24 protein-coding genes are annotated in these 25,075 nt (G+C 61.8%); 6 read left to right on the forward strand and 18 right to left on the reverse strand.

Features of this window, described 5'->3' with window-relative positions; translation table 11 throughout:
- Nucleotides 1-3: 3 nt before the first annotated feature.
- On the forward strand, nucleotides 4-1,935 hold the full coding sequence (locus tag HGP12_RS14245; RefSeq protein ID WP_168842271.1) for a glycoside hydrolase family 127 protein: 1,932 nt from the start codon (nucleotides 4-6) through the stop codon (nucleotides 1,933-1,935).
- Between the two features lies 1 nt (nucleotide 1,936).
- Nucleotides 1,937-3,010, forward strand: coding sequence for an ABC transporter ATP-binding protein (locus tag HGP12_RS14250; RefSeq protein WP_168842270.1), 1,074 nt, complete (start codon nucleotides 1,937-1,939; stop codon nucleotides 3,008-3,010).
- Between the two features lie 62 nt (nucleotides 3,011-3,072).
- Here the strand turns inward: HGP12_RS14250 and HGP12_RS14255 are convergent, their stop codons facing one another.
- From HGP12_RS14255 to murA, 15 genes are all read right to left on the reverse strand, one after another.
- Nucleotides 3,073-3,486: a type II toxin-antitoxin system VapC family toxin gene (locus HGP12_RS14255; protein ID WP_168842269.1), complete on the reverse strand. Its 414-nt coding sequence runs from the start codon at nucleotides 3,484-3,486 to the stop codon at nucleotides 3,073-3,075.
- On the reverse strand, nucleotides 3,483-3,731 hold the full coding sequence (locus HGP12_RS14260; protein WP_168842268.1) for a type II toxin-antitoxin system VapB family antitoxin: 249 nt from the start codon (nucleotides 3,729-3,731) through the stop codon (nucleotides 3,483-3,485). Before HGP12_RS14260 ends, HGP12_RS14255 begins: the two co-directional genes overlap by 4 nt.
- 79 nt (nucleotides 3,732-3,810) lie before the next feature.
- Complete coding sequence (locus HGP12_RS14265) at nucleotides 3,811-6,081, reverse strand: FdhF/YdeP family oxidoreductase (RefSeq protein ID WP_168842267.1); 2,271 nt, start codon at nucleotides 6,079-6,081, stop codon at nucleotides 3,811-3,813.
- Between the two features lie 141 nt (nucleotides 6,082-6,222).
- Nucleotides 6,223-7,173 carry a lytic transglycosylase domain-containing protein gene (locus HGP12_RS14270; RefSeq protein ID WP_168842266.1) on the reverse strand — a complete coding sequence of 317 codons (951 nt, stop codon included), beginning with the start codon at nucleotides 7,171-7,173 and terminating at the stop codon, nucleotides 6,223-6,225.
- A 108-nt stretch (nucleotides 7,174-7,281) separates the two neighbouring features.
- Nucleotides 7,282-8,397 (reverse strand): anhydro-N-acetylmuramic acid kinase, encoded by a 1,116-nt coding sequence (locus tag HGP12_RS14275; protein ID WP_168842265.1) that lies wholly within the window; start codon nucleotides 8,395-8,397, stop codon nucleotides 7,282-7,284.
- Between the two features lie 10 nt (nucleotides 8,398-8,407).
- Entirely contained in the window at nucleotides 8,408-9,409 is a 1,002-nt protein-coding gene (locus tag HGP12_RS14280; RefSeq protein WP_246703384.1) for a serine hydrolase domain-containing protein, read from the reverse strand.
- Nucleotides 9,410-9,445: 36 nt separating this feature from the next.
- The gene (locus HGP12_RS14285; RefSeq protein ID WP_168842263.1) at nucleotides 9,446-11,185 is read right to left on the reverse strand and encodes an ABC transporter ATP-binding protein; all 1,740 of its coding nucleotides are present in this window, start codon (nucleotides 11,183-11,185) and stop codon (nucleotides 9,446-9,448) included.
- Nucleotides 11,182-12,021, reverse strand: coding sequence for an ABC transporter permease (locus tag HGP12_RS14290; RefSeq protein ID WP_168842262.1), 840 nt, complete (start codon nucleotides 12,019-12,021; stop codon nucleotides 11,182-11,184). Before HGP12_RS14290 ends, HGP12_RS14285 begins: the two co-directional genes overlap by 4 nt.
- The gene (locus HGP12_RS14295; protein ID WP_168842261.1) at nucleotides 12,021-12,980 is read right to left on the reverse strand and encodes an ABC transporter permease; all 960 of its coding nucleotides are present in this window, start codon (nucleotides 12,978-12,980) and stop codon (nucleotides 12,021-12,023) included. The genes HGP12_RS14290 and HGP12_RS14295 overlap by 1 nt, the downstream gene beginning before the upstream one ends.
- A gap of 27 nt (nucleotides 12,981-13,007) precedes the next feature.
- Nucleotides 13,008-14,528, reverse strand: a complete 1,521-nt coding sequence (locus HGP12_RS14300; RefSeq protein WP_168842260.1) for an ABC transporter substrate-binding protein — start codon at nucleotides 14,526-14,528, stop codon at nucleotides 13,008-13,010.
- 81 nt (nucleotides 14,529-14,609) lie between these two features.
- A complete protein-coding gene (gene murQ / locus HGP12_RS14305; protein WP_168842259.1) occupies nucleotides 14,610-15,533 on the reverse strand; it encodes an N-acetylmuramic acid 6-phosphate etherase in 924 nt (307 codons plus the stop codon).
- Between the two features lie 340 nt (nucleotides 15,534-15,873).
- Nucleotides 15,874-16,320: a type II toxin-antitoxin system VapC family toxin gene (locus tag HGP12_RS14310; RefSeq protein WP_168842258.1), complete on the reverse strand. Its 447-nt coding sequence runs from the start codon at nucleotides 16,318-16,320 to the stop codon at nucleotides 15,874-15,876.
- Nucleotides 16,317-16,568, reverse strand: a complete 252-nt coding sequence (locus HGP12_RS14315) for a type II toxin-antitoxin system Phd/YefM family antitoxin (protein WP_168842257.1) — start codon at nucleotides 16,566-16,568, stop codon at nucleotides 16,317-16,319. The genes HGP12_RS14310 and HGP12_RS14315 overlap by 4 nt, the downstream gene beginning before the upstream one ends.
- A gap of 85 nt (nucleotides 16,569-16,653) precedes the next feature.
- Nucleotides 16,654-17,550: an N-acetylglucosamine kinase gene (locus tag HGP12_RS14320; RefSeq protein ID WP_168842256.1), complete on the reverse strand. Its 897-nt coding sequence runs from the start codon at nucleotides 17,548-17,550 to the stop codon at nucleotides 16,654-16,656.
- Nucleotides 17,547-18,803 (reverse strand): UDP-N-acetylglucosamine 1-carboxyvinyltransferase, encoded by a 1,257-nt coding sequence (murA, locus tag HGP12_RS14325; protein WP_168842255.1) that lies wholly within the window; start codon nucleotides 18,801-18,803, stop codon nucleotides 17,547-17,549. Before murA ends, HGP12_RS14320 begins: the two co-directional genes overlap by 4 nt.
- Before the next feature lie 220 nt (nucleotides 18,804-19,023).
- On the opposite strand from murA, the gene HGP12_RS14330 reads away from it, so the two are divergent.
- The 4 genes from HGP12_RS14330 (at nucleotide 19,024) to HGP12_RS14345 (ending at nucleotide 21,592) form a co-directional block, all read left to right on the forward strand.
- Entirely contained in the window at nucleotides 19,024-19,884 is an 861-nt protein-coding gene (locus tag HGP12_RS14330; RefSeq protein WP_168842254.1) for a MurR/RpiR family transcriptional regulator, read from the forward strand.
- Nucleotides 19,885-19,986: 102 nt separating this feature from the next.
- Nucleotides 19,987-20,763 carry an SDR family NAD(P)-dependent oxidoreductase gene (locus HGP12_RS14335; RefSeq protein WP_168842253.1) on the forward strand — a complete coding sequence of 259 codons (777 nt, stop codon included), beginning with the start codon at nucleotides 19,987-19,989 and terminating at the stop codon, nucleotides 20,761-20,763.
- Between the two features lie 146 nt (nucleotides 20,764-20,909).
- Nucleotides 20,910-21,182, forward strand: coding sequence for a type II toxin-antitoxin system VapB family antitoxin (locus tag HGP12_RS14340; protein WP_168842252.1), 273 nt, complete (start codon nucleotides 20,910-20,912; stop codon nucleotides 21,180-21,182).
- Entirely contained in the window at nucleotides 21,179-21,592 is a 414-nt protein-coding gene (locus tag HGP12_RS14345) for a type II toxin-antitoxin system VapC family toxin (RefSeq protein ID WP_168842251.1), read from the forward strand. Before HGP12_RS14340 ends, HGP12_RS14345 begins: the two co-directional genes overlap by 4 nt.
- A 65-nt stretch (nucleotides 21,593-21,657) precedes the next feature.
- On the opposite strand, the gene nadC is transcribed toward HGP12_RS14345, so the two are convergent.
- Genes nadC through nadA form a run of 3 tightly spaced genes read right to left on the reverse strand, consistent with a single transcriptional unit; the run spans nucleotide 21,658 to nucleotide 25,026 of the window.
- Nucleotides 21,658-22,515: a carboxylating nicotinate-nucleotide diphosphorylase gene (nadC, locus tag HGP12_RS14350; protein WP_205926463.1), complete on the reverse strand. Its 858-nt coding sequence runs from the start codon at nucleotides 22,513-22,515 to the stop codon at nucleotides 21,658-21,660.
- A gap of 1 nt (nucleotide 22,516) precedes the next feature.
- Nucleotides 22,517-24,058 carry an L-aspartate oxidase gene (locus HGP12_RS14355; RefSeq protein WP_168842250.1) on the reverse strand — a complete coding sequence of 514 codons (1,542 nt, stop codon included), beginning with the start codon at nucleotides 24,056-24,058 and terminating at the stop codon, nucleotides 22,517-22,519.
- Nucleotides 24,055-25,026: a quinolinate synthase NadA gene (nadA, locus tag HGP12_RS14360; protein WP_168842249.1), complete on the reverse strand. Its 972-nt coding sequence runs from the start codon at nucleotides 25,024-25,026 to the stop codon at nucleotides 24,055-24,057. The genes HGP12_RS14355 and nadA overlap by 4 nt, the downstream gene beginning before the upstream one ends.
- Nucleotides 25,027-25,075 lie beyond the last annotated feature (49 nt).

Consider the following 25,075-nt stretch of genomic DNA (forward strand, 5'->3'; position numbering starts at 1 on the left):
GCCATGTCTGACAGAGAAAACCGCCAGTTTCGCCCCCTGCCCGTCCCGAATGTCGAACTTGCAGGCCTGTTCGGCGCCCGCCAGGATGCAATCTGTAACTCCACCGCGGCAACCCTGCTCGACCGCTGCGTCGAGGCCGGCATGATCCAGGCGATCGACGTCAGCCAGCCGAGCCCCGGCATCGTCATCCCCTTGCAGACATGGTCGGGCTCGACGCAAATGTTCTGGGACAGCGATCTCGGCAAGTCGATTGAAACCATCGCCTATTCGCTTTATCGCCGCCCCAATGCCGAACTGGAAGCGCGCGCGGATGCTATCATCGACATGTATGAAAAGCTGCAGCAGGAGGACGGCTATCTGAACGCCTGGTTCCAGCGCGTCCAGCCCGGCCGGCGCTGGACCAACCTGCGCGACCATCACGAACTTTATTGCGCCGGCCATCTGATCGAGGCGGCCGTCGCCTATTACCAGGCAACGGGCAAACGCAAGCTGCTCGACATCATGAGCCGTTTTGCCGATTACATGATCACTGTCTTCGGGCATAGCGAAGACCAGCTTCGCGGCTATTGCGGCCACGAAGAGGTCGAACTCGCGCTCGTCAAACTCAGCCGGGTCACCGGCGAGAAGAAATATCTCGATCTGGCAAAATACTTCATCGACGAGCGCGGCCAGGAGCCGCATTTCTTCACCGAGGAAGCGCTTCGCGACGGCCGCGATCCGAAGAAATTCGTGCAGAAGACCTATGAATACAGCCAGTCGCATCTGCCGGTGCGCGAACAGACCAAAGTCGTGGGCCATGCCGTGCGCGCCATGTACCTTTATTCCGGCATGGCCGATATCGCCACGGAATATAACGACGATACACTGACGTCGGCACTCGAGACGCTCTGGGACGACCTGACGACCAAGCAGATGTATGTGACCGGCGGCATCGGGCCGGCTGCCTCCAACGAGGGATTCACCGACTATTACGACCTGCCGAACGAAAGCGCCTATGCCGAGACCTGCGCCTCCGTCGGCCTGGTGTTCTGGGCCAACCGCATGCTGGGCCGCGGGCCGAACCGCCGCTATGCCGACATCATGGAAGTGGCACTCTACAACGGCGCGATGGCGGGCCTGTCGCAGGACGGCAAGACCTTCTTCTACGAAAATCCGCTGGAGAGCGCCGGCAAGCATCATCGCTGGACCTGGCACCATTGCCCCTGCTGCCCACCGAACATCGCGCGCCTGCTCGCCTCCGTCGGCTCCTATATGTATGCCGCGGCCGACAACGAGATCGCCGTCCATCTCTACGGCGAGAGCAAGGCCCGCATACCGCTGGCGGGCGGCGTGACGGTGCAGCTTTCCCAGACGACACGCTACCCCTGGGACGGCGCAATTCGCTTCGAGGTCAATCCCGATCGCAACGCGAAATTTGCGCTGTCGCTGCGCATTCCCGAATGGGCCGAGGGTGCTGCGCTTACAATCAATGGCGCGCCGGTCGATCTGGCAACGGTCACGGTCGATGGCTACGCCCGCATAGAGCGGGAGTGGCGGGCGGGCGATCGTGTCGACCTCACCCTTCCGCTCATCCCACGCACGCTGTTTGCCAATCCGAAAGTCCGCCAGGACGCCGGACGTGCTGCGCTGATGCGTGGCCCGCTCGTCTATTGCGTCGAAACGACGGACAATGGCCGCGATCTCAACGGCATTTCGCTTTCCAGCGATCCGGCATCCGCCAAGACGACGGAAATTGCCGCGCTCGAAGGGGCTGTGGCGCTCGATGTGTCCGTGACGCGCGAGACGGCCGACTGGGGCTCCGATCTCTACCGTACGGCACCGCCGAAAAGCGCCGCCTCCACCGCGCGCTTCGTCCCCTATCATCTCTGGGACAATCGCGAGCCCGGCGAGATGCTTGTCTGGATCCGCGCCGATCAGATGCAGCGTGGAGCCTGACATGACGAAGAACGGCATGCGCCTGACCGGCGTCCGCAAAAGCTTCGGCGGGCTCGCCGTCATTCACGGCGTTGACCTCGACATACCGGAAGGGGCTTTCGTCGTCTTCGTCGGCCCGTCCGGCTGCGGCAAGTCCACGCTGCTGCGCATGATTGCCGGGCTGGAGGAAGTCACCGACGGTGAGATCGCCATCAAGGGCCGGGAGGTCACCGATCTCGACCCCTCCGAGCGCGGTATCGCCATGGTTTTCCAGTCCTATGCGCTCTATCCGCATATGAGCGTCCGCGACAATCTTGGTTTCGGGCTGAAAATGGCTCGGACCGAGGCATCCGAAATCGAAAGACGCGTGCGCTCCGCCGCCTCGATCCTCAAGATCGACCACCTGCTCGACCGCCGGCCGGGCCAGCTTTCCGGCGGCCAGCGCCAGCGTGTCGCCATCGGACGCGCCATCGTTCGCGAGCCGGATGTCTTCCTCTTCGACGAGCCGCTCTCCAACCTCGACGCGGAACTTCGTGTCTCGATGCGCATCGAAATTGCCCGGTTGCATCGCGAACTCGGCAATACGATGATCTATGTCACCCACGACCAGACCGAGGCCATGACGCTTGCCGACAGGATTGTCGTGCTGAGGGACGGCCGGATCGAGCAGGTGGGCAGCCCCCGCGAGGTCTATGAAGATCCGGCCAACAGTTTCGTCGCCGGCTTCATCGGCTCGCCGAGGATGAACATGATCGAAGCGACATGGTCAGGCGACGGATCGGCAAAGGTCGGCAATGGCAGCATCAAGGTCGATCTTAGCCAGCACAAACCATCATCTGGCGAAAAGATCCTGCTCGGCATGCGCCCCGAACATTTCGTCGTCATTTCCGGTGCGACCGATGCGTTGCGGGTCACGGTCGACGTCACCGAATATCTAGGCGGCACACGCTATCTCTATTGCCAGACAGAGGATGGTCAATCCGTTATTGCCGAGTATCGTGATGGGCCGGAGATCGAGCGCGGCGACACGCTCCATCTTTACTGCCCGTCTGAGCGCCGCCGCTATTTCAACGAAGACGGAAAGAGGCTTCGCTAACTTATTAGCTCCTTTTGAGCAGCGAGCGATGCAAACAAGAGATCGTTGCTATTGAAGACTTGCTAGAATTCCCAAGGAGATATTAACTCCAGCCCTGTCGTGTGAAAGTCAGGTAGATTCCGGGTGGCCAAACGTCCGCCATTTACGCGGGCGATTGCTGCAATCATGCCATCCGCCGTTGACATTGGTCGTCCTTGCCTCTTCGCCGCGCCCATAAGCTCGCCATACTCCAATGCGGCCTCTTCGGTAAGACCGAACATCCGATCAGCGAAACGATGGCGCCATTCGGACAATTTCTGCTCAAGCCGCGCAGCGCGCTGATCGGGAACAATCTTTTGAATGCCAAAGGCGATTTCAGCAATAGCCACAGTGGAAAGTGCTAGCTCCGCATCATACCGACCAAGCCACGATATCACGGCCTCGTCAGGCAGTTTCCGGAAAGTTTCAGAGATAACATTCGTGTCCAGAAATATCACAAATCAATACCGTGATTGGGTTGACGCCCCTCGCGAATGACAGATTCAAGGTCGGTATCCTCATCATCGCTCATCGCCATTCGAGCATAGAAAGACGATGCTGGTTCGCGACCAGCCTCTCGAATCTCATAAGCTTCCAGCGCACGTTCGACGACATCGGCGATTGTGCGGTTTTCGCGGCGAGCGAGCCGATGCGCGAGGTCGCGCGCTCTAGCACTACGAACGGACAATTGTGGTTCTGCCATATCTGTCTCCTGTCCGAGATCAATATAACGATTCGCAACTCAGCCATCAAGATGGCAGAAGATGGCTGGATGGCTGAATCTATGCCGCCTTGCTGACCCGTACCGGAACGGACTTATACGAAGGAGTGCCACTTTCCTTGTCCTGGTAGTCGATCGGGATCAGGCAATTTGCCTCCGGGTAATAGGCAGCAACAGAGCCCTCGGAAATATCGTAGGAAATCGCCGTCAGCTTCAGCAGCCGCTTGGCGCCGGAGGGAAGCGCGGTCTCGATCTCAACGAGATCACCATGTTCCAGCCCCTTCGCCTTCAGATCCCTGTCATTCATGAACAGGATGTCACGACGGCCGAAGACGCCGCGATAGCGGTCGTCCAGGCCATAGATCGTCGTATTGTACTGATCATGGCTACGGATGGTCGCCAGCTTCAAAATGGTCCCGTCGGAAAGCGAAATGTCTTCGTTGAGGCCGGAAAACAGCTTGAATTCGGCCTTGCCGGAAGGCGTCTTCCAGACGCGTTCCGTCGGCCCGAGCGGCAGGCGGAAACCACCCGGAACACGGATGCGCTCGTTATAATCAGCAAAATCCGGATAGACGATTTCGATCTTGTCGCGGATCAGGTCATAGTCGGTGATGAGCTCCATCCATGCGACCTTGCTATCAGGCAGCGTCGCCTGCGCCATCGCGGCAACGATGGCGGGCTCCGAGCGAAGCTGGTCGGAGGCCGGTTTCAGCCGGCCGCGCGAGGCATGCACCATCGACATCGAATCCTCGATCGTCACGGATTGCGCGCCGGTCGCCTGAACGTCCTGTTCGGTACGGCCAAGTACGGGGAACAAGAAGGATTCTTTGCCGATCAGGAGATTGGAGCGATTGAGCTTGGTATTCATATGAACGGCAAGATCGAGCTTGCGCATAGCCTCGGCACATAATTCCGGATCGGGAAGCGCGATCGAGAAATTGCCGCCGAGGCAGAGCAGCACCTTGGAGCGCCCCTCCGCCATCGCCTGCATGGCGGCAACGGCATCGTGGCCATGATGGGCAGGCGACGTGAAACCGAAAGCGCGCTCGATGCCTTCGATCAGCGCAGGAGTGGGCTTCTCGGTGACCCCGACGGTGCGATTGCCCTGCACGTTGGAATGTCCGCGCAGCGGGCAGATGCCGGCGCCCGGCTTGCCGAAATTGCCGCGCAGCAGCAGCAGGTTGGCGATCTGCTGGACATTCGCCGTCCCCTTGGCATGTTGGGTGATGCCCATCCCATAGGCGACGATCGTCGCCTTGGATTTAGCGTAAGCAGCGGCCACCCGCTCCAGATCGGCACGCGCCAGGCCCGAAACCCGCTCGATATCAGCCCATTCCGTCTGGCTGAGATCCGCAACGAGCGCGTCAAAACCGATGGTGTGCTCGGCGATGAAGGCATGATCGAGAACGTCAGGCGAAGTTTCGGCAAGCGCCAGGACCGCTTTCATGATACCCTTGAGCGCCGCGGCATCGCCGCCGATCTTGACCTGATAATAGGACGACGCGATCCGCGTCGAGCCGAAGGTTCCCATCTCGATCGGGTCCTGCGGATCGGCAAAGCGCTCCAGCGCCCGCTCCTTCAGAGGGTTGAAGACGATGATCGGCACGCCACGACGCGAGCATTCATGCAACGTGCCCATCATGCGCGGATGGTTCGTGCCGGGATTATGTCCCATGGAGATAATGAGATCGCATTCGTCGAAGTCGTCGAGCGACACGGTGCCCTTGCCGATGCCGATCGATTGCGGCAGGCCGACGCTGGTCGCCTCGTGGCACATGTTCGAGCAATCGGGGAAATTGTTGGTGCCGTATTCGCGCGCGAAGATCTGAAACAGGAAGGCCGCTTCGTTAGAGGCACGGCCGGACGTGTAGAACTCGACCATATCCGGATCGGGCTGACTGCGCATGACCTCGCCGATGCGGGCAAAGGCGTCCTCCCAGGCAATCGGCCGGTAGGTATCGGATGCGTGGTCATAGACCATCGGATGGGTCAATCGGCCCGAGTTTTCCAGCTCGTAGTCGCTCCAGGTCCGAAGTTCGCTGACCGTATGTTCGGCAAAGAATTCGGGCGTCACGCGCTTGTTCGTCGCTTCCCAGGTCACGGCCTTGGCGCCGTTTTCGCAGAATTGGAACGTGGAGGTATGCTCCTTGTCGGGCCAGGCACAGCCCGGGCAATCGAAGCCCGTCGGCTTGTTGGTGCGCAGGAGAAGACCGGGCGCTTCGGTGACATCCATCTGGTCGCGAACCGCCTTGGCGGTGGCTTTCAGTGCGCCCCAACCGCCGGCGGGGCTATTGTAGGGACGGATACCAGGGACTTCACGCTTCTGCGCCATCATACACTCCTTTGGCTACCCAAACGGCTTCCTCCCAAAGGCCGGGCTTACAAGAAATAAGCTTGTGACTTCAGGGAGTAAAGCACAATCAAGCGACAGTAAATCAAACAATCGCTACGGGTTATGGCGCCACGCAGAACGCTAGTTCCGGAAGACCAGGCAGGAGCCGCCCTGCTGCCGGATCTGCGTGCAAACGGCATCCGCTTGCCCCCGTGTTTCCCGCCCGATGCGCGCCGCATAGCGGACACGACGGCCGAAATCGGCATTGCGCTGGCGCACGATCAACGGCTTCTCCGCATTCAGCGGAGACGGCAATTTCTGGATGTTCGCGGTAAACAGACGCCGGGCGGCATCCAGCTGAAAATGCTCGGCCAATTGAACACCCCAGGGCGCCCAGGGCCGCTCCTGCTCCAAAGGCGTCGGTTTCAGGCGCCGGCTTTGGACAAGCGCGACGCAGGAATCGACGAAGGATTTGCCCTTGTCCAGCACAGGGGCGGCGATATCGGGCGGATCGTCCCGCCATTCCTCGACACTATGGGCGGTGATCGCGCTCACATAGTTGCGCGTTTCGAAGGGAAGACCGCCGGAATTCAGAAAATTGGCAAGACCGCCCTCACCGGCATTATAGGCGGCGGCGGCGAGACCAAGATTGCCGAAACGGTCGCGCAGTTCATCGAGGTAGGTCGCCGCCTTGCCGAGCGCTTCGAGCGCATCATAGCTGTCGCGCACGCCACGCAGCTTCGCCGTTCCCGGCATGAACTGCGCAATACCGCGAGCACCCTTTGGGCTGACGGCATCGGAGCGAAACAGGCTTTCGCGCCAGACCAGCCGCGCCAGATAGTCCGGCGGCAGATGATTGGCGTGAGCGAAATACTCGATGGCCGTGCACAGATCGCGATTATAGCTGTCCTTGCGCAGGCAAAGCGTCTGGCCCGTTTCCGTCGTCATTGGGCCGGAGACGCAAGCGGGCGGCGCAACCCGCCATTCCGGTTGCGCTGCTGCGGGATTGGAAGTCGACATGCCAATGGCGCAAGCGATCGCAAAAGCGACAATCATGCCGACGGAGCCTGCCCGATACTGCCTGCCTGCCATCTAAGCGATATCCGTCCGAAACCAACCGATCGCAAATTCGCGGCCTCTTCATATCATCGAAGGACCGCAGCGAAAACCTCTGACGTGACGGCGATTGTTCGTCGGCCGCTACTGTGCGAGGCGCCCGCCGCGCATCGGCGCCGGCACGCCCGTCGTGCCGGGAAAGCTGATCGGCAGGCCGCGTAAGACGCGCACGGCGAGAAACGCAAAGCACTCCGCCTCCACCGCATCGCCACGCCAGCCGAGATCCTCGGCAAAAATCGGCTCGACGCCGGCCCGGCTCCGGAGCATCGACATGATCGTCGGATTGTGCCGGCCGCCGCCGCTGACGACCACTTTGCTCGGCCTGCGCGGCAGAAGATCCAACGCCTTGCCGACGGCGCTTGCCGTGAAGGCCGAAAGTGTGGCGGCGCCGTCTTCGGGACCCAGGCCATCCGCCATGGCGGCACCGAAATCGAACCGATCGAGCGATTTCGGATAGGGCGCGGTCAGATAGGGGTGCTGCAACAGCTTTTCGAGCCGCGCCTCGTCGACCTTGCCGGCGCGCCCAAGCGCGCCGTCCCGGTCCATCTCGCCGAGCCCGTGAGACTTGATGAAATCGTTCAGAGGCGCGTTGGCCGGGCCGGTATCGAAAGCAACGAAATTGCCCTCTCCGTCCCACCAGGTGACGTTGGCCACACCACCAAGATTGAGAATGGCGGCCTCCCCCGCAGCACCCGCGCCACGCAGCAGTGCGGTGTGATACGCCGCGGCAAGTGGTGCGCCCTGCCCGCCGGCGCGCATGTCGGCCGAGCGGAAATCATAGGCGACCTTGGTGCCGAGGATGGAGCACATCAGCTCGCCATCCCCCAGCTGGCGCGTCTGTCCCAGCCGATCCTTCTGCGGCGCGCGATGCAGCACGGTCTGGCCGTGGAAGCCGACGACGCCGATGTCGGCCATCGTCATGCCGTTGCTTTCGACCAGCTCCCTGACCGCCTCCGACTGGGCGCGCGTCAGGGCCTCCTCGGCTTGCTTGAAGATCGCTGGCTCCGGCCCTTCGAAGTTCCAGGCGCGCGCCTGCGCCAGGGTCTCTTCCAGAAGCTTGCGGATCCAATCGGGATAGGGCGCCAGCACGTAAGGACCGAATTCCACGATGCGCTCGCCATCCGTCTTCAGCATGGCGACATCGATATTGCCGTCGAGGACGGTCCCGGTCATCAGACCCACTGCCCAGATTGGTTCCATGGTCAGGCTCCTAAGCTGCGTTGACGAGATCACTCACCGTTTGACGAAGCGCCAGGATGCCGCTGTCGAAGTGGCGTGTCGGATGAATGCGATTGGTAAGCAAGGTCCAGGCCCTGCCCTTATCGAAATCGACCCAGAGGGCCGTGCCGGTGAACCCCGTATGGCCGATGGTTCCCGGCGAGCAAAGGGTGCCGCCATGCCAGCCGTCATGTGGGCGCTCCCAGCCATGCGTACGGGTGGCCGAAAGCGGCGCGCGCATCAGGGCAATTGATTGAGCCGATGCGCCGCTACCGTCAAGCAATCCCCTGGCAAAATCGAGGATCGCGTCCGCCGTTCCGAATAGGCCGGCATGACCGGCGCCTTGCAGCGCGGAACAATTGTCGTCATGAACCTCGCCCGACAGAATGCGGGGGCGCCAGGTGCAATCTTCCGTCGCGGCCGACAGCTCGGGCGGCGCGGAGAAGGCAAAGCCCGGCCCCGGATCCATGGCGCGGAGCGTCTGTCCGGCCAGCCGCTCCAGCGCGAAGCCGAGGAGAATGAAGTTGATGTCGGAATAGACAGGTGGGCCGGCGCGCCATTCGCGCTGCAGGATGAAGGTGCGCAAAAGCTCCGGATCGCGGCCATAGGTATAAATTGGCTCGACCGCGGGGAACGGTGTCTGATGGCCCAAGCATTGCCGGAACGTCACCTTCCGTTCCCAGGCTTCGGCGCTGTATTGGCGCAGATCGGGCAGGAGCGCTGTCAGCGGCGCATCGAGATCGATCGTGCCGGCCTCGGCGAGGGCAAGGATGCGCGGCGTGGTGAAAATGACCTTGGTGAGCGATGCAAGGTCGAACCAAGTATCGGCAAGCATCGGCCTGACATCAGGCACCTTTTGCGCCGAGCCGACGGCGCGGACCTGCCGGTTCCCTTTAAGATCGACCATGCCAAACACGCCGCCCGGAATGCGGGCCGCTGCAACCGATTGTTCGAGCGGCGCGAAGGCCCGGTCGAAACGCTCCTGAAACTGCATGCTCCCCCCTTCCATCTCGGCTCCCTGCAGCTCCGCTCAGGCTTCCGCCAGAGCGATATGATCCGCTGCGAAACGGCGCCATTCCGGTACGGTGGGCTCGAAGCCCCGCGGGCGCACCAGCGACGGAACCTGGCGTGTGTCGAGCGTAAAGGTTTCCTTGCGCCGCTCAACCGTTGGAACCGCCGCGATCAGCTGCCTGGTATAGGAATGCTTGGGCTCCGACAAGACGGAGACGGCATCGCCGATCTCGACGATCTGCCCGGCATAGATCACGGCAATGCGATGGGCGATGCGCTCGACGACCGCCATGTCATGCGAGATGAAAAGATAAGCGAGACCGTATTCTCGCTGCAATTCGATCAACAGGCTCAAGACCTGGGCCTGGACGGAGACGTCAAGTGCCGAAACCGCTTCGTCGAGCACCAGCACGGAAGGATTGAGCATCAAGGCGCGCGCGATGCAAAGCCGCTGACGCTGGCCGCCGGAAAATTCGTGCGGATAGCGCTCCAGGGCGTTTTCGGGCAAGCCCACGCGCTTCAGCAGCATGACCATGCGCTCGCGCGTTTCGGCGGAAACCCCCACTCCCGATGCGATCACCGGTTCGGCAAGGATACTGTCGACGCGAAGGCGCGGATTAAGGGAGGCATAGGGATTCTGGAAGACCATCTGCACCGCGCCCGTGCGATCGGCAGCCTTGCCGCCATTCGCCGTGAAGACGCCGCGGGTCGACTTGACGAGCCCGAGGATCGCCCTTGCGGTCGTGGATTTGCCCGATCCGCTCTCGCCGACGATTGCCAGTGTCTCACCCGGCATCAGGTCGAAACCGACGCCTTCGACGGCATGGACTGCGCCGGTCGAGCGCCGCAGGAAGCTGCCCTTGACCGGGAAGCGGACCGTGAGCCCTTCCACTTTCAGCGCCGGCTTGGATGGTACCTTATCGCGCTGGAAATCGCTGCGTGCCGCCTGCCCGGAGGCGAAATGCGGGACCGAATGCAGCAGATGCTGGGTATAGGGATGCGCGGGATGATCGAGGATCTGATTGAGCTCACCCTGCTCCACCGCCTCGCCGGCCTGCATCACCATCACCTTGTCGGCAATGCCGGCGACAAGGCCGATATCATGGGTGATGAAGATCATCGACATGCCGGTCTCGCGCTTCAATTCGGCAAGCAGCGCCATGATCTGCGCCTGCACGGTGACATCGAGCGCCGTTGTCGGCTCGTCGGCGATCAGCAGACGGGGATTGCAGGCAAGCGCCGTTGCGATCATCACGCGCTGCAACATGCCGCCGGAGAGCTGGTTCGGACAATAGGTCAGACGGCGCGCAGCATCGGGAATGCGCACGCGATCCAGGGCATCCTTGGCCGCCGCCTTTGCCTGGCTTCCCGTCAGACCACGATGCAGCCGGAACGATTCCTCGATCTGCGTCCCGATGGTCAGGACCGGGTTGAGGGAGGTCATCGGTTCCTGGAAGATCATGCCGATCTCGCCACCACGGATCTTCGTCAGCTGAGCTTCGCTCGCCTTGGTCAGGTCGAGAATGCGGTTGTCGGCCCGCGTCAGACGGATCGAACCGGCGGTAATGCGGCCACCGCCGAAATCGACGAGGCGATTGATCGAAAGCGCCGTGACCGACTTGCCCGAGCCGCTTTCGCCGACGATCGCCAGCGTTTCGCCGGCATCGAGATTAAAGCTGACGCCGCGAACGATGGGGTTGGCTTCGGGATTGCGGCCGAAACCGACGCGCAGATCGGACACAGAGAGAAGTGGTGTCATACCGTCGCCCTCCGCATCTTCGGATCAAGGATATCGCGCAGGGCGTCGCCGAGCAGATTGAAGCCGAGAATGGAGATCATGATGGTGATGCCGGGGAAGATCAGCAGCCAGGGTGCCGTTTCCATCAGATTGCGGCTGTCGCTCAGCATCAGGCCCAAGGACGAGGCCGGCGGCTGCGTTCCCAAGCCGAGGAAGCTCAGGCCCGCCTCCGTCAACAGCGACCAGGCGAGTGCCAGCGTTACCTGCACGGTCAAGGGTGCGACGAGATTGAGCAGGAGATGCCGCGTCAGGATATAGGACCTACTGCTGCCGAAGGTCCGGGCCGCATCGACGAAATCGCGTGCCTTCAGCGAAAGGGCCGGGCCGCGCACCACACGGGTAAAGATCGGCGTATAGACGATCGCGATCGCGGCGACGCTGGTCCAGGTGCCAGGCCCGACAATGGCGATGATCAGCAGCGCCAGCAGGATCGCCGGAAAGGCCAAAAGCACATCCATCAGACGCATGATCACGCCGTCCCAACGCTTGCCCGACCAGGCGGCGGTCAGGCCAAGCACGGTGCCGATCAGGCTCGCAAGCGCAACGGAGAAGAACGCAACGGTCAAGGATTCTCCGATACCATTCATCAAGCGGCTGACCACATCGCGCCCAAGCAGGTCGGTGCCCATCCAATAGGCATAACCGGGCGATTGCAGGCGGGCCAACGGATTGCGTGCCACCGGATCATGCGGCGTCAAGCCGAGCATGCCGAGGATGGCAGCCAAGATGTAGATGAGCACGATGACGCCGCCGATCCGGCCGCTGACATGTCCGAAAATGGCCTTGATCATCCGCATCAGCCTTCTCCCAGACGGACGCGCGGATCGAGCGCGACATAGGCGAGATCGACAAGCAGGTTGACGATCATGAAATTGAACGCGATGAACAGCACGCAACCCTGAACCAGGGCATAATCGCGCTGCTGGATCGCATCGAGCACCAACCGCCCAAGCCCGGGCAGCGCATAGATCTGCTCGACCAGCACCGCGCCGCCGAGCAGGTAGCCGAATTCGACGCCGCTCAGCGTCACCACCGGGATGAGCGCATTCGGCAAAGCATGCCGCCAGATGACGCCGCGCGCCGGCACGCCGCGACTGCGGGCCGTACGCACATAGTCATCGCTCAAGACATCGAGCATGGCGGAGCGCACGACGCGCGTCACCGACGCCGCGAAGGCAAAGCCGAGGGTGAGCGCCGGCAGGATCATCTGGCCGAGATTGCCGAGCGGATCCTGCCAGATCGGCGTGAATTCCCCCATGGTCGGCAATACGCCGAAACCGGCCGACAAGGCATAGATCAACAGAAGTCCGAGGACGAAATTGGGCGTCGACTGGCCGATCATGGCGAAGATGCGCACGGCAAGATCGGACAGTTTTTCGTTTCGCGTGGCGGCAAAGACGCCGGCAGGCAGGCCGATGGCGAGTGCGATCACCATGGCGAGCAGCGCAAGCTCGAGTGTCAGCGGAAAGCGCTCCAGGATGATATCGAGCACCGGCTTGCCATAGGTGACGGATATGCCAAGATTGCCCTGGAATACGCCGAGCAGCCAATGCCAGTACTGGATCGGCCAGGGCTGGTCGATACCGAAATAGACGGCAAGGGCCTGCCGCTGCTCCGGCGTCAGCAGGCCCGCATTGGTCCCGAGCATCGCGGTGATCGCATCTCCGGGCACCAGCCGGATGGCGACGAAGACGAAGATGGACACGCCCAGCATGATCAGTGGGAATGTCATCAACCGGCGCGTCAGGTATGCCATTTCGCTTCCTCTAGGTCTCGACTGCCGTTACTTGATCGAGACTTTGCTCAGACCGAATAGCGAACCGGTCGGCGTCGGCACGAAGCCCTCGACGTTCTTCTGCTCGGCCGTATAGCCGTAGGCCGTGTAGAGCCAGATCCAGGGCGAAGCTTCGGCGATGTGCTTTTCGAATTCGGCGAAGATTTCCTTGCGCTTGGCCGGATCGGTCTCGGCGCGGCCCTTCTGCATCAGGCTGTCGAGCGTGTCGTCGATATAGTTGGCGACCTTCTGCAGGTTGCCGGATTTCGTCCAGTAGCGGTTATACATCGAATAGGGATCGGCACTGCCGCCGTTGAGCGCCACCGCCATGTCGAAATTGCCCTTGAGCCAGGTGTCGACATAGACGTTGAGCTCCATCACCTTGATATCGAGCTTGATGCCGATTTCGGAAAGCTGCGACTGGATGACCTGCGCCTCGGCCGTGGCCGTCGGCGGCTCGCCGGTTGCGGCGATCACGGTCGCGGAAAAGCCATTGGCAAAACCGGCATCGGCCATCAGCTTCTTCGCCTTGGCGACGTCGCGCGTATAGCAGAAGAGCTGGCTGGGATCGGTGGCATAAAGCGGCATCGTCAGCGGCCCGGTCACCTTGCCTTCGCCGAGAGCGGCTGTATCCATCACATCCTTGCGGTCGATGGCACAGGAGATCGCCTGGCGCACGGCCAACTGATCCATGGGTTTACGCGACGGATTGAGCTGCAGCACGTTGTAGGAGAGCACCGGCGTGCGGGTGAGCTGCAGCTTCGGCTCCTTCGGCACCAGTGTTGCAACGAGCGGATCGTTGAGCAGCGCGAAATCGATCTGGCCGGTGCGCAGCGAGGCAAGGATCGCCGTTTCGTCCGGCAGCACGCTGATATTGATGCCGTCGACGCCGACAGCGCCACCTGCCCAATCCTTGTTGGCGCTCAGGACTTCCTTGGAATTCGGAACCCAGCTCTCGAGCTTGAAGGGGCCGGAGCCGATCGCCTTCGTGCCGATGGTACCGGCGGTGATTTCGCTTGCCGGAACCACGGCCGCATTGAGGCTCGTCATCGCCGTCAGAAGGGGAACGTCGGGCTGCGACAGGTTGAAGACGACGGTATTGGCATCGGGTGTGTCGATGCTTGCGATCGACAGGAAATTGGCGCGGGCGACGGCGGCTGTCGCCTGGTCGAGAATGCGCTGGAACGAGGCCTTGACGTCGGCCGAAATCACCGGCGCGCCATTCTGGAACTTGGCCTTGGCATTGAGCTTGAAGGTCAATTGCTTGCCGTCGGGCGAGAACTGCCAGCTTTCTGCGACACCGGGCACGATCTGCAGATTGCCGTCGAGGCGAACCAGCGGCTCGTAAATCAGTTCTAGCAGGCGGATGGAGGAGAAGGCCGTCTGCTTGTGCGGATCAAGCCCAGTTGCGTCCTGCGACCATGCCATGCGCAGCGTTGCCGCCTCCACAGGCATCGCGATCGTCGCCAGACCAAGCCCGATGACCAGCGCTGCTCCCGAAAACAGCGTCCGTCTAAAATTTCCTCTCATTGCCAGTCCTCCAAATTTTTTAAATGTCCCCGGCCGATTTTGGCCCATTGATTGCCATCGCGGCATGCCGCGATGGTTGTCTCAAGCAGTCCTGGCGTTGATGGCCTTGCGCAGGAATCCATCAGCGTTTTGCAATGCCGTGCGGGCTTCTTCAATGCCCATCCCGGTAATTTCCATGAGAATGGCAAGCTTGACGTCGTTTCCCGTCAGATCGAGTACGCGGCGCGCTTCATGCTGGGTGCAGCCGGTCGCCTGCATGACGATGCGCGAGGCGCGCGCCACCAGCTTCTTGTTGCTGGCACTGACGTCGACCATGAGGTTTTGATAGCTCTTGCCGATGCGGATCATGCTTGCCGTCGTCAGCATGTTGAGAATGAGCTTCTGGGCCGTGCCGGACTTCAGCCTGGTAGAGCCGGTCAGGATTTCGGGGCCGACGACCGGCGAGATCGCCAGATCGGCAATGCCGGCAATGATGGAATTCGGGTTGCAGGATAGCGCAACCGTGAAGGCGCCGATGCTCTTGGCATAGTTCAAGCCACCAATGACATAGGGCGTGCGGCCACTGACGGCGATGCCGACGACGACATCGTCCCTGGTCAGGTTGATCTCTTCCAGCGCCTGGCGCCCCTGCGCCGGATCATCCTCCGCGCCTTCGATCGAGCGCCGCAGCGCATCCGGGCCGCCGGCGATCAGGCCGATGACCATGTCAGGCGGTACACTGAAGGTGGGCGGGCATTCGGAGGCATCGAGAACGCCGAGCCGGCCGCTGGTGCCAGCCCCCATATAGATCAGCCGGCCACCCTTCTGGAAGGCAATGACGATCTGATTGACGGCGGCGGCGATTGCCGGGATCACCTTTTCGACGGCGACCGGCACCGTCTGATCCTCATAGTTGATTTCACGCAGGATATCGAAGGTCGGCAATAGATCGATATGCATCGTATTCGGGTTGCGCCCTTCGGAAACCAACTGCTCCAGTTCGGATATCAATTTCTGCTCTGTCATGGGCCTGCTCGCGAAATAACGCTTCGATATCAATAAGTCAGCGTGGCGCGCCCAATCACATGAACATTGGGCACACCGCAGCAAGGATCGGTTTTCAGCAAGACGGACGACCAAAGCCAGCCGGGACTGAGGATGGCCTTTTTCGGCTTCGTTCCCCGTCCATTCCCTGTTTACCTAGGTTAACACTATGCCCGTTTATTCCTCTCGTCAATCCATTAAGGAATAAAATATTCCATCTTGTTCGCGTAGACGTCCCACCGCGATCATGCGTCAGCGGGGCCTTACACATCGGACAGCGTGCCAGTAGGATTGTCGCTCGATCAAACACTCTGCCCGATCATCACGGCCGGAAAACAGCCGGAAGATCAACGGATACGTCGAGCGGCTGGAAATGCCGTAAGTTCTCGGTGATGACAGTCAGGTCATAAGCCCGCGCCGTCGCCGCAATGATAATGTCCCCGAGGCCGGGATTGTGGCCCTTGCTTAGGGCATCGTCTTCCAGAGCGCCGGCAATCCGCGCGACGACCGTATCCATGGGTAGGATACGATCACCAAAACTGTCTGTGACGAAATCGAGCCAGTTAGAAAGCCGCTTGGCTCGCTCAGTCCCACCGCGACGATGAAGGGAGCGCATTCCCTTTTCGATCTCAGAAACGGACATAGCCGACAGAAAAAGTGCGTCGGCTTCGCCCTGGCTATGGAACCAGCTCCGTACAGCATTGGACGGAGGCACCTTATCCGGCGCAAACCTGCTGATAATATTCGTATCGAGCAGGTATGCGGTCACAAATCAACGTCCCTCATTTTTGAGGAGTTTCGATCCAAATCGATGCCACCGGGAAAGGTGAGCAGGAAATCTCCGAAATTCGGCCTCGGCTTCTCCAAAGCCTTCTTTGCAGCCTCGGCTGCTTCGACGGACACAAGCACGGCAGCGGGCTTCCCGTGGCGCGTGATGGTGACAAAATCGCCGTTGGCGGCTTCGTCAACCAGATTGGCAAAGCCAGCCTTTGCCTCTGCCACGCTAATTGTCGACATCACGTGCTCCCAAACTAAAATGACCATATGTAGTCAAAAATAGAGCTTGCCGCCGATGAAATCAAGAGAGGAGAGAAGGCGTCGATCAGTTCGGGACCAGGCTAGCGGATCGTCTGGCCAGAATGATCGCGCCGGAGACCGCATCGCCATCGATGGGTTTCAGCCGGCGGCGCACATCGGGTGCAAGCCAGGGCTCGAGCGGGCTTGCGAGACCGCCGAGCAGACACACGCGCGGCGCCCCCTTCTCGAACAGGGTGCGAACCAGCGTATCGATATGGCCGGCAGCGCCCTGCACGATCCGACGTGCAACCGCATCACCTTGATCGGCGTGGCGCAGGACCATCGGCGCAAGAGCCGCGTAATCCGTGGCCGATGCCCGATCCATCCAGGCGACGGCTTCCATCGGATCGTTCTGGAAACGCTGCATGATCTCGGCCAGCAGCGCCGTCTTCTGTTCGCGACCATCATGGGCGCGCAGCGCAAGCTGCACCGTCTTCAGCCCGAGATAGGCACCGCTGCCTTCATCCGAGATCGGAAACCCATAGCCGCCAACCCGTAATTGCCGCCCCTCGACGAGACCGAGCCCAATGGAGCCCGTCCCGGCAATCACGATGGCACCATCGCGACCGGAATGCGCGCCAAGGCAGGCGCCCTCGCCGTCGCTGACGAAATCGATGCTGGCAAAGGGGTGTTCTATCGCCTTGAGCGCGGCAAGCGCGCCTTTGCGGCCGATCCCCGCCAATCCGACGCCTGCATGAATGCGCCTGATATCGGAAGCGTTTAACCCCGCCTCCTCGATGGCAGCGTCGAATGCACGCGAAATCGACGCCCACGCTTCGGCGATGCCAAGACGGGTCGTCGCCGGCCCGGACAACCCCTGCCCTAAAACGGTGCCCTCGGCATTCTCGATGCGCGCCCGGCAGCCGGTGCCGCCGCCATCGACGCCGAGGAAATAAGGGGCGCTTTCCGATGCGGCAGTCATGAGATCAGCCGTTCGATATCGGCGCCGCAGAGACGCAGTTTGCGATCCAGCTGCTCGTAGCCGCGGTCGAGATGATAGACGCGGTTGACGATGGTTTCGCCTTCCGACACGAGAGCGGCGAGGACCAGCGACACGGAAGCGCGAAGGTCCGTCGCCATGAGCTGCGCGCCCTTGAGCGGTGCGCCACCGCGCACCAAAGCCGTCGTCCCTTGCAGCGTGATGTTGGCGCCGAGCCGCGTCAGCTCCGGTACATGCATGAAGCGATTTTCGAATACCGTCTCGCGGATCAGCGAGGCGCCGGCGGCGCAGCAGGCGAGAGCCATGAACTGCGCCTGCAGGTCCGTTGGAAAACCTGGATAGGGTTCCGTGGTGATATCGGCACCCTTGAGCGGGCCGTCCCGGGAAACGACGAGACCGCGATCGCTCGGCCAGACGCTGACGCCCATGGCTTCGAGCGCCTGAACGACCGAAGCCAGATTTTCTAAGCGCGCATGAATGAGCTCGAGCTGGCCGCCGGTGATTGCCGCCGCCACGGCATAGGTGCCGGCCTCGATACGGTCGGGGATGCCATGATGCCTGGCAGGACGCCAGTCGGCGTCACCATCGATGAGGATGCGATGCGTGCCTGCGCCTTCGATCCGCGCGCCCATGGCGCTGAGGCAGGCTGCCAGATCAGCCACTTCCGGCTCGCGGGCGGCATTCAGGATCTCGGTTTCGCCCTTGGCCGCGCAGGCGGCCATCATCGCCGTTTCCGTCGCGCCGACGGATGGCGAGCTCAAGACGATCCGCGCGCCCTTCAGCCCATTTAAAGCCGAAGCGACGATCAGTCCGCTTTCGATCGCAATATCGGCGCCGAGGCTCGATAGCGCCTTGATGTGCATATCGACGGGCCGCGCGCCGATGGCGCAGCCGCCGGGAAGCGAGACGCGCGCATGGCCGAAGCGGGCAAGCAATGGCGCCAGCACCAGCACGGTTGCCCGCATGCGCCTGACGGTATCATACGACGTCTCCTTCGAGACGATATCGCTTGCATCGATCGTCGTGCCATGCGGCCCGCGCTCGACCTTGGCACCGTGCAGGGCAATGACATCGAGCATGTTCTCGACATCGCTGACTAAGGGCAGGTTGGTCAGCTCCAGCGGATGCGGGCTTAAAAGCGCCGCCGCGATCTGCGGCAGCGCCGCGTTCTTCGCGCCGGCGATGGTCACCGCGCCCTGCAACCTTCTGCCGCCGGAGATGCGAAGTCTGTCCATGATGAATATCCGCCGAGGAAATAGACAAGGGCACAAAAGCCACCGTCGTTCCCCTCAGAGATTATTCGACCATTCCATGCTGTCAACGGGAATTGGAATTTTTTATTCCAATTTGCTATGATAATGTCCGATCGCACGAAGCGAGATTGCAGAGCCCACACCGGATGCTATTTTCACTGCGGTCGGTGTTGACGGCCTGAAGGGACCCCTGAAGGACCAAATGTCGATCTTAAAGAAAATCAGCGCGCAGCTCGAAGCCATGGCCCCCGCCGACCGCCAGATCGGCCGATTCATCATCGATAATCCCGACCAGATGTTGCGTCTGTCCTCCGCGGCTCTGGCGGTGGAAACGGGCCGCAGCCAGTCGAGCGTCGTCAAGTTCAGCCAGAAGCTCGGCTATGCCGGCTATCAGGAATTGAAGCTTGCCGTCAGCGAGGCCAAGGCACAGGAATGGCAGGCGCCTGCTGGGATGATCCATGGCACGATCGAGGTCGGCGACGGCTATCTCACGATCCTGCAGAAGCTGCTCGGCAGCAAGATGCAGGCGATGCAGCAAACCATCTCCGTCAACAACGAAGCCAATATCGAAAAAGCGCTCGAAGCGCTTCACGACGCCCGGCGTATCCATCTGGCCGGTGTCGGCGCCTCGTCGCTGGTCGCACGCGACTTTTCCTACAAGTTGATGAAGCTCGGGCGCAACGTGCTGCATGACAGCGACAGCCATGTGCAGATGGCCAACGCGTCGACCCTGGGTCCGGACGACCTGCTTTTTGCGCTTTCCTATTCCGGCGCCAGCATCGAAACCCTGCGGATCGCGGAACTGGCAAGCCAGCGCCAGGCAACCGTCGTTGCCGTCACCGGGCTACAGGACAACCCGCTTGCCCGCGTCGCCGACATCTGCCTTCACACCGTCGGCGACGAGGATCGCGTCCGCTCCTCGGCGATCACCGCGCGCGACGCGCAGCTGATGCTGACCGATCTTCTGTTCATTCTGCTGGTGCAGCGCCAGCCCGATGCCAATGATTACGTCCATAATAGCGAGACGGCCGTGTCCGTGCTGAAGGCCAAGCGTCTTTCATAAGATCGCGCTCCGGTAACCAAGCTGTGACGACCGCGACCCTGTACGGTGGTGATTTCGGGACGTAGCTTGGCGATCCCTAGCAAACCGTACCGGAGAGATTCCATGGACCTTGGCTTGAAGGATAAAGTCGTTCTGATCACGGGCGGCTCGAAGGGCATCGGCTATGCCTGTGCTGAACTCTTCCTGCAGGAAGGTGCGCGCGTCGCAATCTGCTCGCGCTCGCAGTCCAATATCGATGCTGCCCTCTCCGGGCTTCCCGGCGCGCATGGCTATGCCGCCGATCTGATCTCCGACGAGCAGGCACTTGCCGTGGTAAATAAGGTCGAGGCCGACGTCGGCCCGATCGATATCCTCGTCAACAGCGCAGGTGCCGCGGCGCGCACGCCGGCCGATGAATTGACCCCCGCCATCTGGCGGGCTGCGATGGATGCGAAGTACTTTTCCTACGTCAACGTGATCGATCCCGTGATCAAGCGCATGGGCTCACGCGGCTCGGGTGCGGTCATCAATATTATCGGCAACGGCGGCAAGATCGCCTCGCCCGTCCACGTGGCGGGCGGCTCGGCTAATGCCGCCCTCATGCTTGCAAGCGTCGGGCTTGCCAATGCCTATGCCGGCCGAGGTGTGCGCGTCGTCGGCCTCAATCCCGGCTTGACGGAAACCGATCGCGTCGCCGAAGGCCTCAAGGCGGCGGCGAAGGCTTCCGGCTCGACCGAGAAGGAGGCGCTCGCCGATGCCCTGCAGCGTATCCCGATCGGCCACATGGCCGATCCAGCCGACATCGCCAATGTCGTTGCGTTCCTGAGCTCGGCCAAGGCGAGCTACGTCACCGGCGTCGTGATCAGCATGGACGGCGCGCAGGTGCCGGTCGTGGTGTGAAAGCTGAGCAGCGAGCAGGTCGCATCAGAGGTCAAAGAGTCGATTTAGGTTACGTATTAACCAGGCTCAACTTGATCGTGACCCTTTTCCATTGAAGAAGCGACGTATGCATGCTATCTAGATCAGTTATCTAGAAAGAGATGGCGATGGCATTGAGCATCAAGACCGAAGAAGCGGATCGGCTGGCGCGGGAGCTGTCCCGCCTGACCGGCGAGACCATGACCGACGCCATCACCCAGGCCATGCGCGAGCGGCTGGAACGGCTGCGTGCCGAGCAGGAGGCGCATGGCGACTATGTTGCCCGCATGAAGGCTTTCGTGCGTGGGCGCGCCAGCCGCTACGATCGCCGCGCCGTCACGAAACAGGAATGGGATGAAGCGGTCGGCGATACAGCTGAAGAACTCGATTTCCCCCGATGATGATCGTTGATGCGTCTGCCATCATTGCGATCATGTTCGAGGAGGCAGAAGCTTCCGACTGCATGATGGCTCTTCAGACCGATAGTCTTCGTCTCATATCGGCTGTGAATTACGTCGAGGCCGGCACGGTCATGACGAGCAGGATCAAAGAGGGAAACCGGCGCGAAGCAATTGCCGATCTGGACGAGTTTTTGGCCGAGTTCCGCATCGAGATTGCCTCGATAGACGACAATCTCGCGCGAGCCGCGATGAAGGCTCGTGTGGAATACGGCAAGGGTTTCGGTACGCGAGGCGGCCTGAATTTCGGTGATTGCTTTGCCTATGCCCTTGCCAAACAACATTCAGCGCCTCTGCTGTATGTCGGAGATGATTTTGCGTTGACCGATGTGCAATCCGCATTGACGAGGTAAATGACCAACCAGAAGCCGGTAACCTTGCGTTCCCGGCCGTCCAAAATGTGGTATCTCGTCCTGCCTCAGACCGCCGCCTTCCAATCCAGCCCGATATCGAGCGTTGGTGCGCTATGCGTCAGCCAGCCGACGGAGATGAGATCGACGCCGGATGCGGCGATTGCGGCAGCCGTTGCCGGCGTGATGCGGCCCGACGCTTCGGTAATGGCCCGGCCACCGACGATATCGACCGCCTCGCGCAGTTGATCCGGTGTCATGTTGTCGAGCAGCACCGCGTCGACCCCCTCCTGCATGGCTTCACGAAGCTGCGCCAGCGTATCCACCTCGACCTCGATCTTGACCATGTGGCCCACGCCCGTCTTGGCGCGGCGGATGGCTTCAGTGATGCCGCCGGCAATGGCGACGTGGTTGTCCTTGATCAGCACCGCGTCATAGAGCGCGAAGCGATGGTTCATGCCGCCGCCGGCCCGCACGGCATATTTCTCCAGAGCCCTAAGACCTGGCGTCGTCTTGCGGGTGCAGACGATCGATGCCTTCGTGCCGGCGATCGCCTCGACGATACTGCCGGTCAAGGAGGCAATGCCCGAGAGATGGCCGAGGAAATTCAGCGCGGTGCGCTCCGCCGTTAGTAAACCGCGCGATGGCCCCTCGATCGTTGCAATGATGTCGCCCGCTCCAACCTTCGTGCCATCGGGCACATGACGGGTCATGACAATGGCTGGGTCCACCAGTTGGAAAGCGAGTTCGGACGCATCGAGACCTGCGACGACGCCCGCCTGGCGGGTCACCATCGCGACGCGGGAGCGATGTTCCGCCGGGATGACGGCCGTGGATGTCACGTCACCGGCAAGACCGAGATCTTCGACCAGCGCATTGCGCACCAGCGGCTCGACGATCAGGCGCGGGAGGGGAGCAAGCGTCATGTCAGGCACTCCTTGCCATGGAATAGGGGACGACGGACCTGGCGATATCCAGGGCATCGGTGAGATGCATCATGCGGCGCTGCGCATGCTGTAGCTTCAGCGGAAAATCCGTGCGGGCATGGGCGCCGCGCGATTCCATCCTGAGACTTGCGAAGACGGCAATCAGCAGTGCCACCAGCGCCGGGTCGGTCGCCGGGCTCTCGCTCTCGCAAAGCGGCAGGAGTGCTGCGATCGCGCCGTGGATGGCGCCGGCATTGCGCAGCACGCCGAGATGCCGCGACACGATCGGCCGGATGAGCGTCAGGTCTGGCGCGAAAGTCTCGGGAAAATGGTTCGGCAATCCCGTGGGGCCTGCATCCGTGCCGGCAATATCGTGCGCCGCCCGCATGCCCATGACCGCTGCCTCCAGCAGGGAGTTGCTGGCAAGGCGGTTGGCGCCGTGCAGACCGGTGGAGGCCGCCTCGCCCACGACCCATAGGCCGGAAACTGAGCTGCGGCCATTCTCGTCGGTCGCCACGCCGCCCATGTGATAGTGAACGGCCGGACGCACCGGAATGAGATCGCTCGCCGGATCGACGCCGGCCTCGTGGCAAAGGGCTTCGATAACCGGAAAGCGCGCGGCGAAACGGCGGCCGAGCGCCTGTCGCGCATCGAGGAAAACCCGGCCGCCACGAGCGATTTCCGCGCTGATGGCGCGGGCGACCACATCGCGCGGCGCGAGCTCGGCACCGTCTACCCCGGCCATGAAGCGCACGCCGCTTTCGTTGACGAGAAGCGCGCCTTCGCCGCGAACCGCTTCGCTGACGAGCGCCAGGGGACGGCGGCGGCTGGCGAGCGCGGTCGGATGGAATTGCACGAATTCCATATCGGCAAGCCGTGCCCCGGCCCTTGCCGCAAGCGCAATGCCTTGCCCGAAATTGCCGACCGGGTTGGTCGTCGCATCGAACAGGCCACCGACACCGCCCGTGGCGAGAACGACGCGGGAGGACGGCAAGGCAACGCTGCCCTTCTCGGTCAGGCACAGAAGCCCGGTGACGCGATCCCCATCCAGCAAGAGCCGCTGTGCCTGATAGCCCTCCAGCACGGTGATCGACGGCGTGCGGCCGACCGCTTCGGCAAGCGCGCGGACAATGGCAGCGCCCGAGCCGTCACCCTTGGAATGGACGATGCGCCGAAGCGAATGCGCGGCTTCAAGGCCAAACGACAATTCTCCGGCATCATCGCGATCGAACTCGACGCCTGCCCGCTCCAGGGCGGCGATTGCGACTGGAGCTTCCGCAACAATCCTTGCCGCCACCTTCGCGTCGCAGAGCCCGTCGCCTGCGGCAAGCGTATCGGCGAGATGCAGGGCGGCGCTATCACCCTTGCCGATACTGGCGGCGATGCCGCCCTGCGCCCAGGCGCTCGAGGTTTCCGCACCGATCAGGGCGCGGGTGACGATCACGGTGGGTTCGGGCGCCAGCGTCAGGGCGGTCATCAAGCCGGCAAGGCCGCTGCCGACGATGACGATGCGGCCACTCAGTTCTTCGAGGATCTCGCTCATATCGCCAGCATCCTTTCCACTGCCCGACGGGCGTCTGCGGCAATTGCAGGGTCGACCGTCACCTCATGCCGCCCCTCTTCCAACGCCTTGCGGATATTGCCGAGCGTGATGCGCTTCATGTGCGGGCAGAGATTGCAGGGCCGGATGAACTCGACGTCGGGGTGGTGCACGGCGACATTGTCGCTCATCGAACATTCGGTCAGAAGCACGACGCGCGACGGACGCTTCTTGCCGACGTAATCGGACATCACGGCGGTCGAGCCGGCGAAGTCAGCCGCCGCCACGACGTCGGGCGGGCATTCCGGGTGCGCAAGTACCGTCACGCCGGGATAATTCTCGCGCAGCTGCCGGATATCGTCTGCCGTGAAAAGTTCATGGACCTCGCAGTGCCCATGCCAGGCGATAAGCTCGACATTGGTCTCGCGCGCCACGTTGCGCGCCAAATACTCATCCGGAAGCATCAGCACCTTCGGCACGCCGAGCGATTCCACCACCTGCCGGGCATTGCCCGAGGTGCAGCAGATATCGGAAGCAGCCTTCACGGCCGCCGACGTATTGACATAGGTGACGACGGGGACGCCCGGATGAGCCTGGCGCAGCAGAGCGATATCCTCGGGCGTGATCGATTCCGCCAGCGAGCAGCCGGCTTCCATGTCGGGGATCAGAACCGTCTTTTCCGGGTTCAGCAGCTTGGCGGTCTCGGCCATGAAATGCACGCCGGCAAGGACGATGATGTCGGCATCGACGTCCACGGCCTTGCGGGCAAGCGCGAGGCTGTCGCCGACGATATCGGCAACGCCATGAAAGATTTCCGGCGTCTGGTAGTTATGCGCGAGAATGACGGCGTTGTGTCGTCGCTTCAATTCGAGGATTGCCTCGACATCATCCTGGAACGTCAGCCATTCGGCTTTGGGGATGACGCGGCTGACGCGATCGTAAAGGGAGGATGCGGATACGGGAAGATTCATGACCGGCTCCTTATTATACTCATTTTGAGTATATCATGCGCAAATAGAT

The sequence above is a fragment of the Rhizobium sp. P28RR-XV genome (genome assembly GCF_012641385.1).
Lineage (GTDB): Bacteria > Pseudomonadota > Alphaproteobacteria > Rhizobiales > Rhizobiaceae > Rhizobium.

Bases quoted from the DNA above. Each gene is read 5' to 3' on its own strand.
- HGP12_RS14245 (WP_168842271.1), top strand. From the start codon at position 4: ATGTCTGACAGAGAAAACCGCCAGTTTCGCCCCCTGCCCGTCCCGAAT.
- HGP12_RS14250 (WP_168842270.1), top strand. From the start codon at position 1,937: ATGACGAAGAACGGCATGCGCCTGACCGGCGTCCGCAAAAGCTTCGGC.
- HGP12_RS14260 (WP_168842268.1), bottom strand. From the start codon at position 3,731: ATGGCAGAACCACAATTGTCCGTTCGTAGTGCTAGAGCGCGCGACCTC.
- HGP12_RS14265 (WP_168842267.1), bottom strand. From the start codon at position 6,081: ATGGCGCAGAAGCGTGAAGTCCCTGGTATCCGTCCCTACAATAGCCCC.
- HGP12_RS14270 (WP_168842266.1), bottom strand. From the start codon at position 7,173: ATGGCAGGCAGGCAGTATCGGGCAGGCTCCGTCGGCATGATTGTCGCT.
- HGP12_RS14275 (WP_168842265.1), bottom strand. From the start codon at position 8,397: ATGGAACCAATCTGGGCAGTGGGTCTGATGACCGGGACCGTCCTCGAC.
- HGP12_RS14280 (WP_246703384.1), bottom strand. From the start codon at position 9,409: ATGCAGTTTCAGGAGCGTTTCGACCGGGCCTTCGCGCCGCTCGAACAA.
- HGP12_RS14285 (WP_168842263.1), bottom strand. From the start codon at position 11,185: ATGACACCACTTCTCTCTGTGTCCGATCTGCGCGTCGGTTTCGGCCGC.
- HGP12_RS14290 (WP_168842262.1), bottom strand. From the start codon at position 12,021: ATGCGGATGATCAAGGCCATTTTCGGACATGTCAGCGGCCGGATCGGC.
- HGP12_RS14295 (WP_168842261.1), bottom strand. From the start codon at position 12,980: ATGGCATACCTGACGCGCCGGTTGATGACATTCCCACTGATCATGCTG.
- HGP12_RS14300 (WP_168842260.1), bottom strand. From the start codon at position 14,528: ATGAGAGGAAATTTTAGACGGACGCTGTTTTCGGGAGCAGCGCTGGTC.
- murQ (WP_168842259.1), bottom strand. From the start codon at position 15,533: ATGACAGAGCAGAAATTGATATCCGAACTGGAGCAGTTGGTTTCCGAA.
- HGP12_RS14315 (WP_168842257.1), bottom strand. From the start codon at position 16,568: ATGTCGACAATTAGCGTGGCAGAGGCAAAGGCTGGCTTTGCCAATCTG.
- HGP12_RS14320 (WP_168842256.1), bottom strand. From the start codon at position 17,550: ATGACTGCCGCATCGGAAAGCGCCCCTTATTTCCTCGGCGTCGATGGC.
- murA (WP_168842255.1), bottom strand. From the start codon at position 18,803: ATGGACAGACTTCGCATCTCCGGCGGCAGAAGGTTGCAGGGCGCGGTG.
- HGP12_RS14330 (WP_168842254.1), top strand. From the start codon at position 19,024: ATGTCGATCTTAAAGAAAATCAGCGCGCAGCTCGAAGCCATGGCCCCC.
- HGP12_RS14335 (WP_168842253.1), top strand. From the start codon at position 19,987: ATGGACCTTGGCTTGAAGGATAAAGTCGTTCTGATCACGGGCGGCTCG.
- HGP12_RS14340 (WP_168842252.1), top strand. From the start codon at position 20,910: ATGGCATTGAGCATCAAGACCGAAGAAGCGGATCGGCTGGCGCGGGAG.
- HGP12_RS14345 (WP_168842251.1), top strand. From the start codon at position 21,179: ATGATGATCGTTGATGCGTCTGCCATCATTGCGATCATGTTCGAGGAG.
- nadC (WP_205926463.1), bottom strand. From the start codon at position 22,515: ATGACGCTTGCTCCCCTCCCGCGCCTGATCGTCGAGCCGCTGGTGCGC.
- HGP12_RS14355 (WP_168842250.1), bottom strand. From the start codon at position 24,058: ATGAGCGAGATCCTCGAAGAACTGAGTGGCCGCATCGTCATCGTCGGC.
- nadA (WP_168842249.1), bottom strand. From the start codon at position 25,026: ATGAATCTTCCCGTATCCGCATCCTCCCTTTACGATCGCGTCAGCCGC.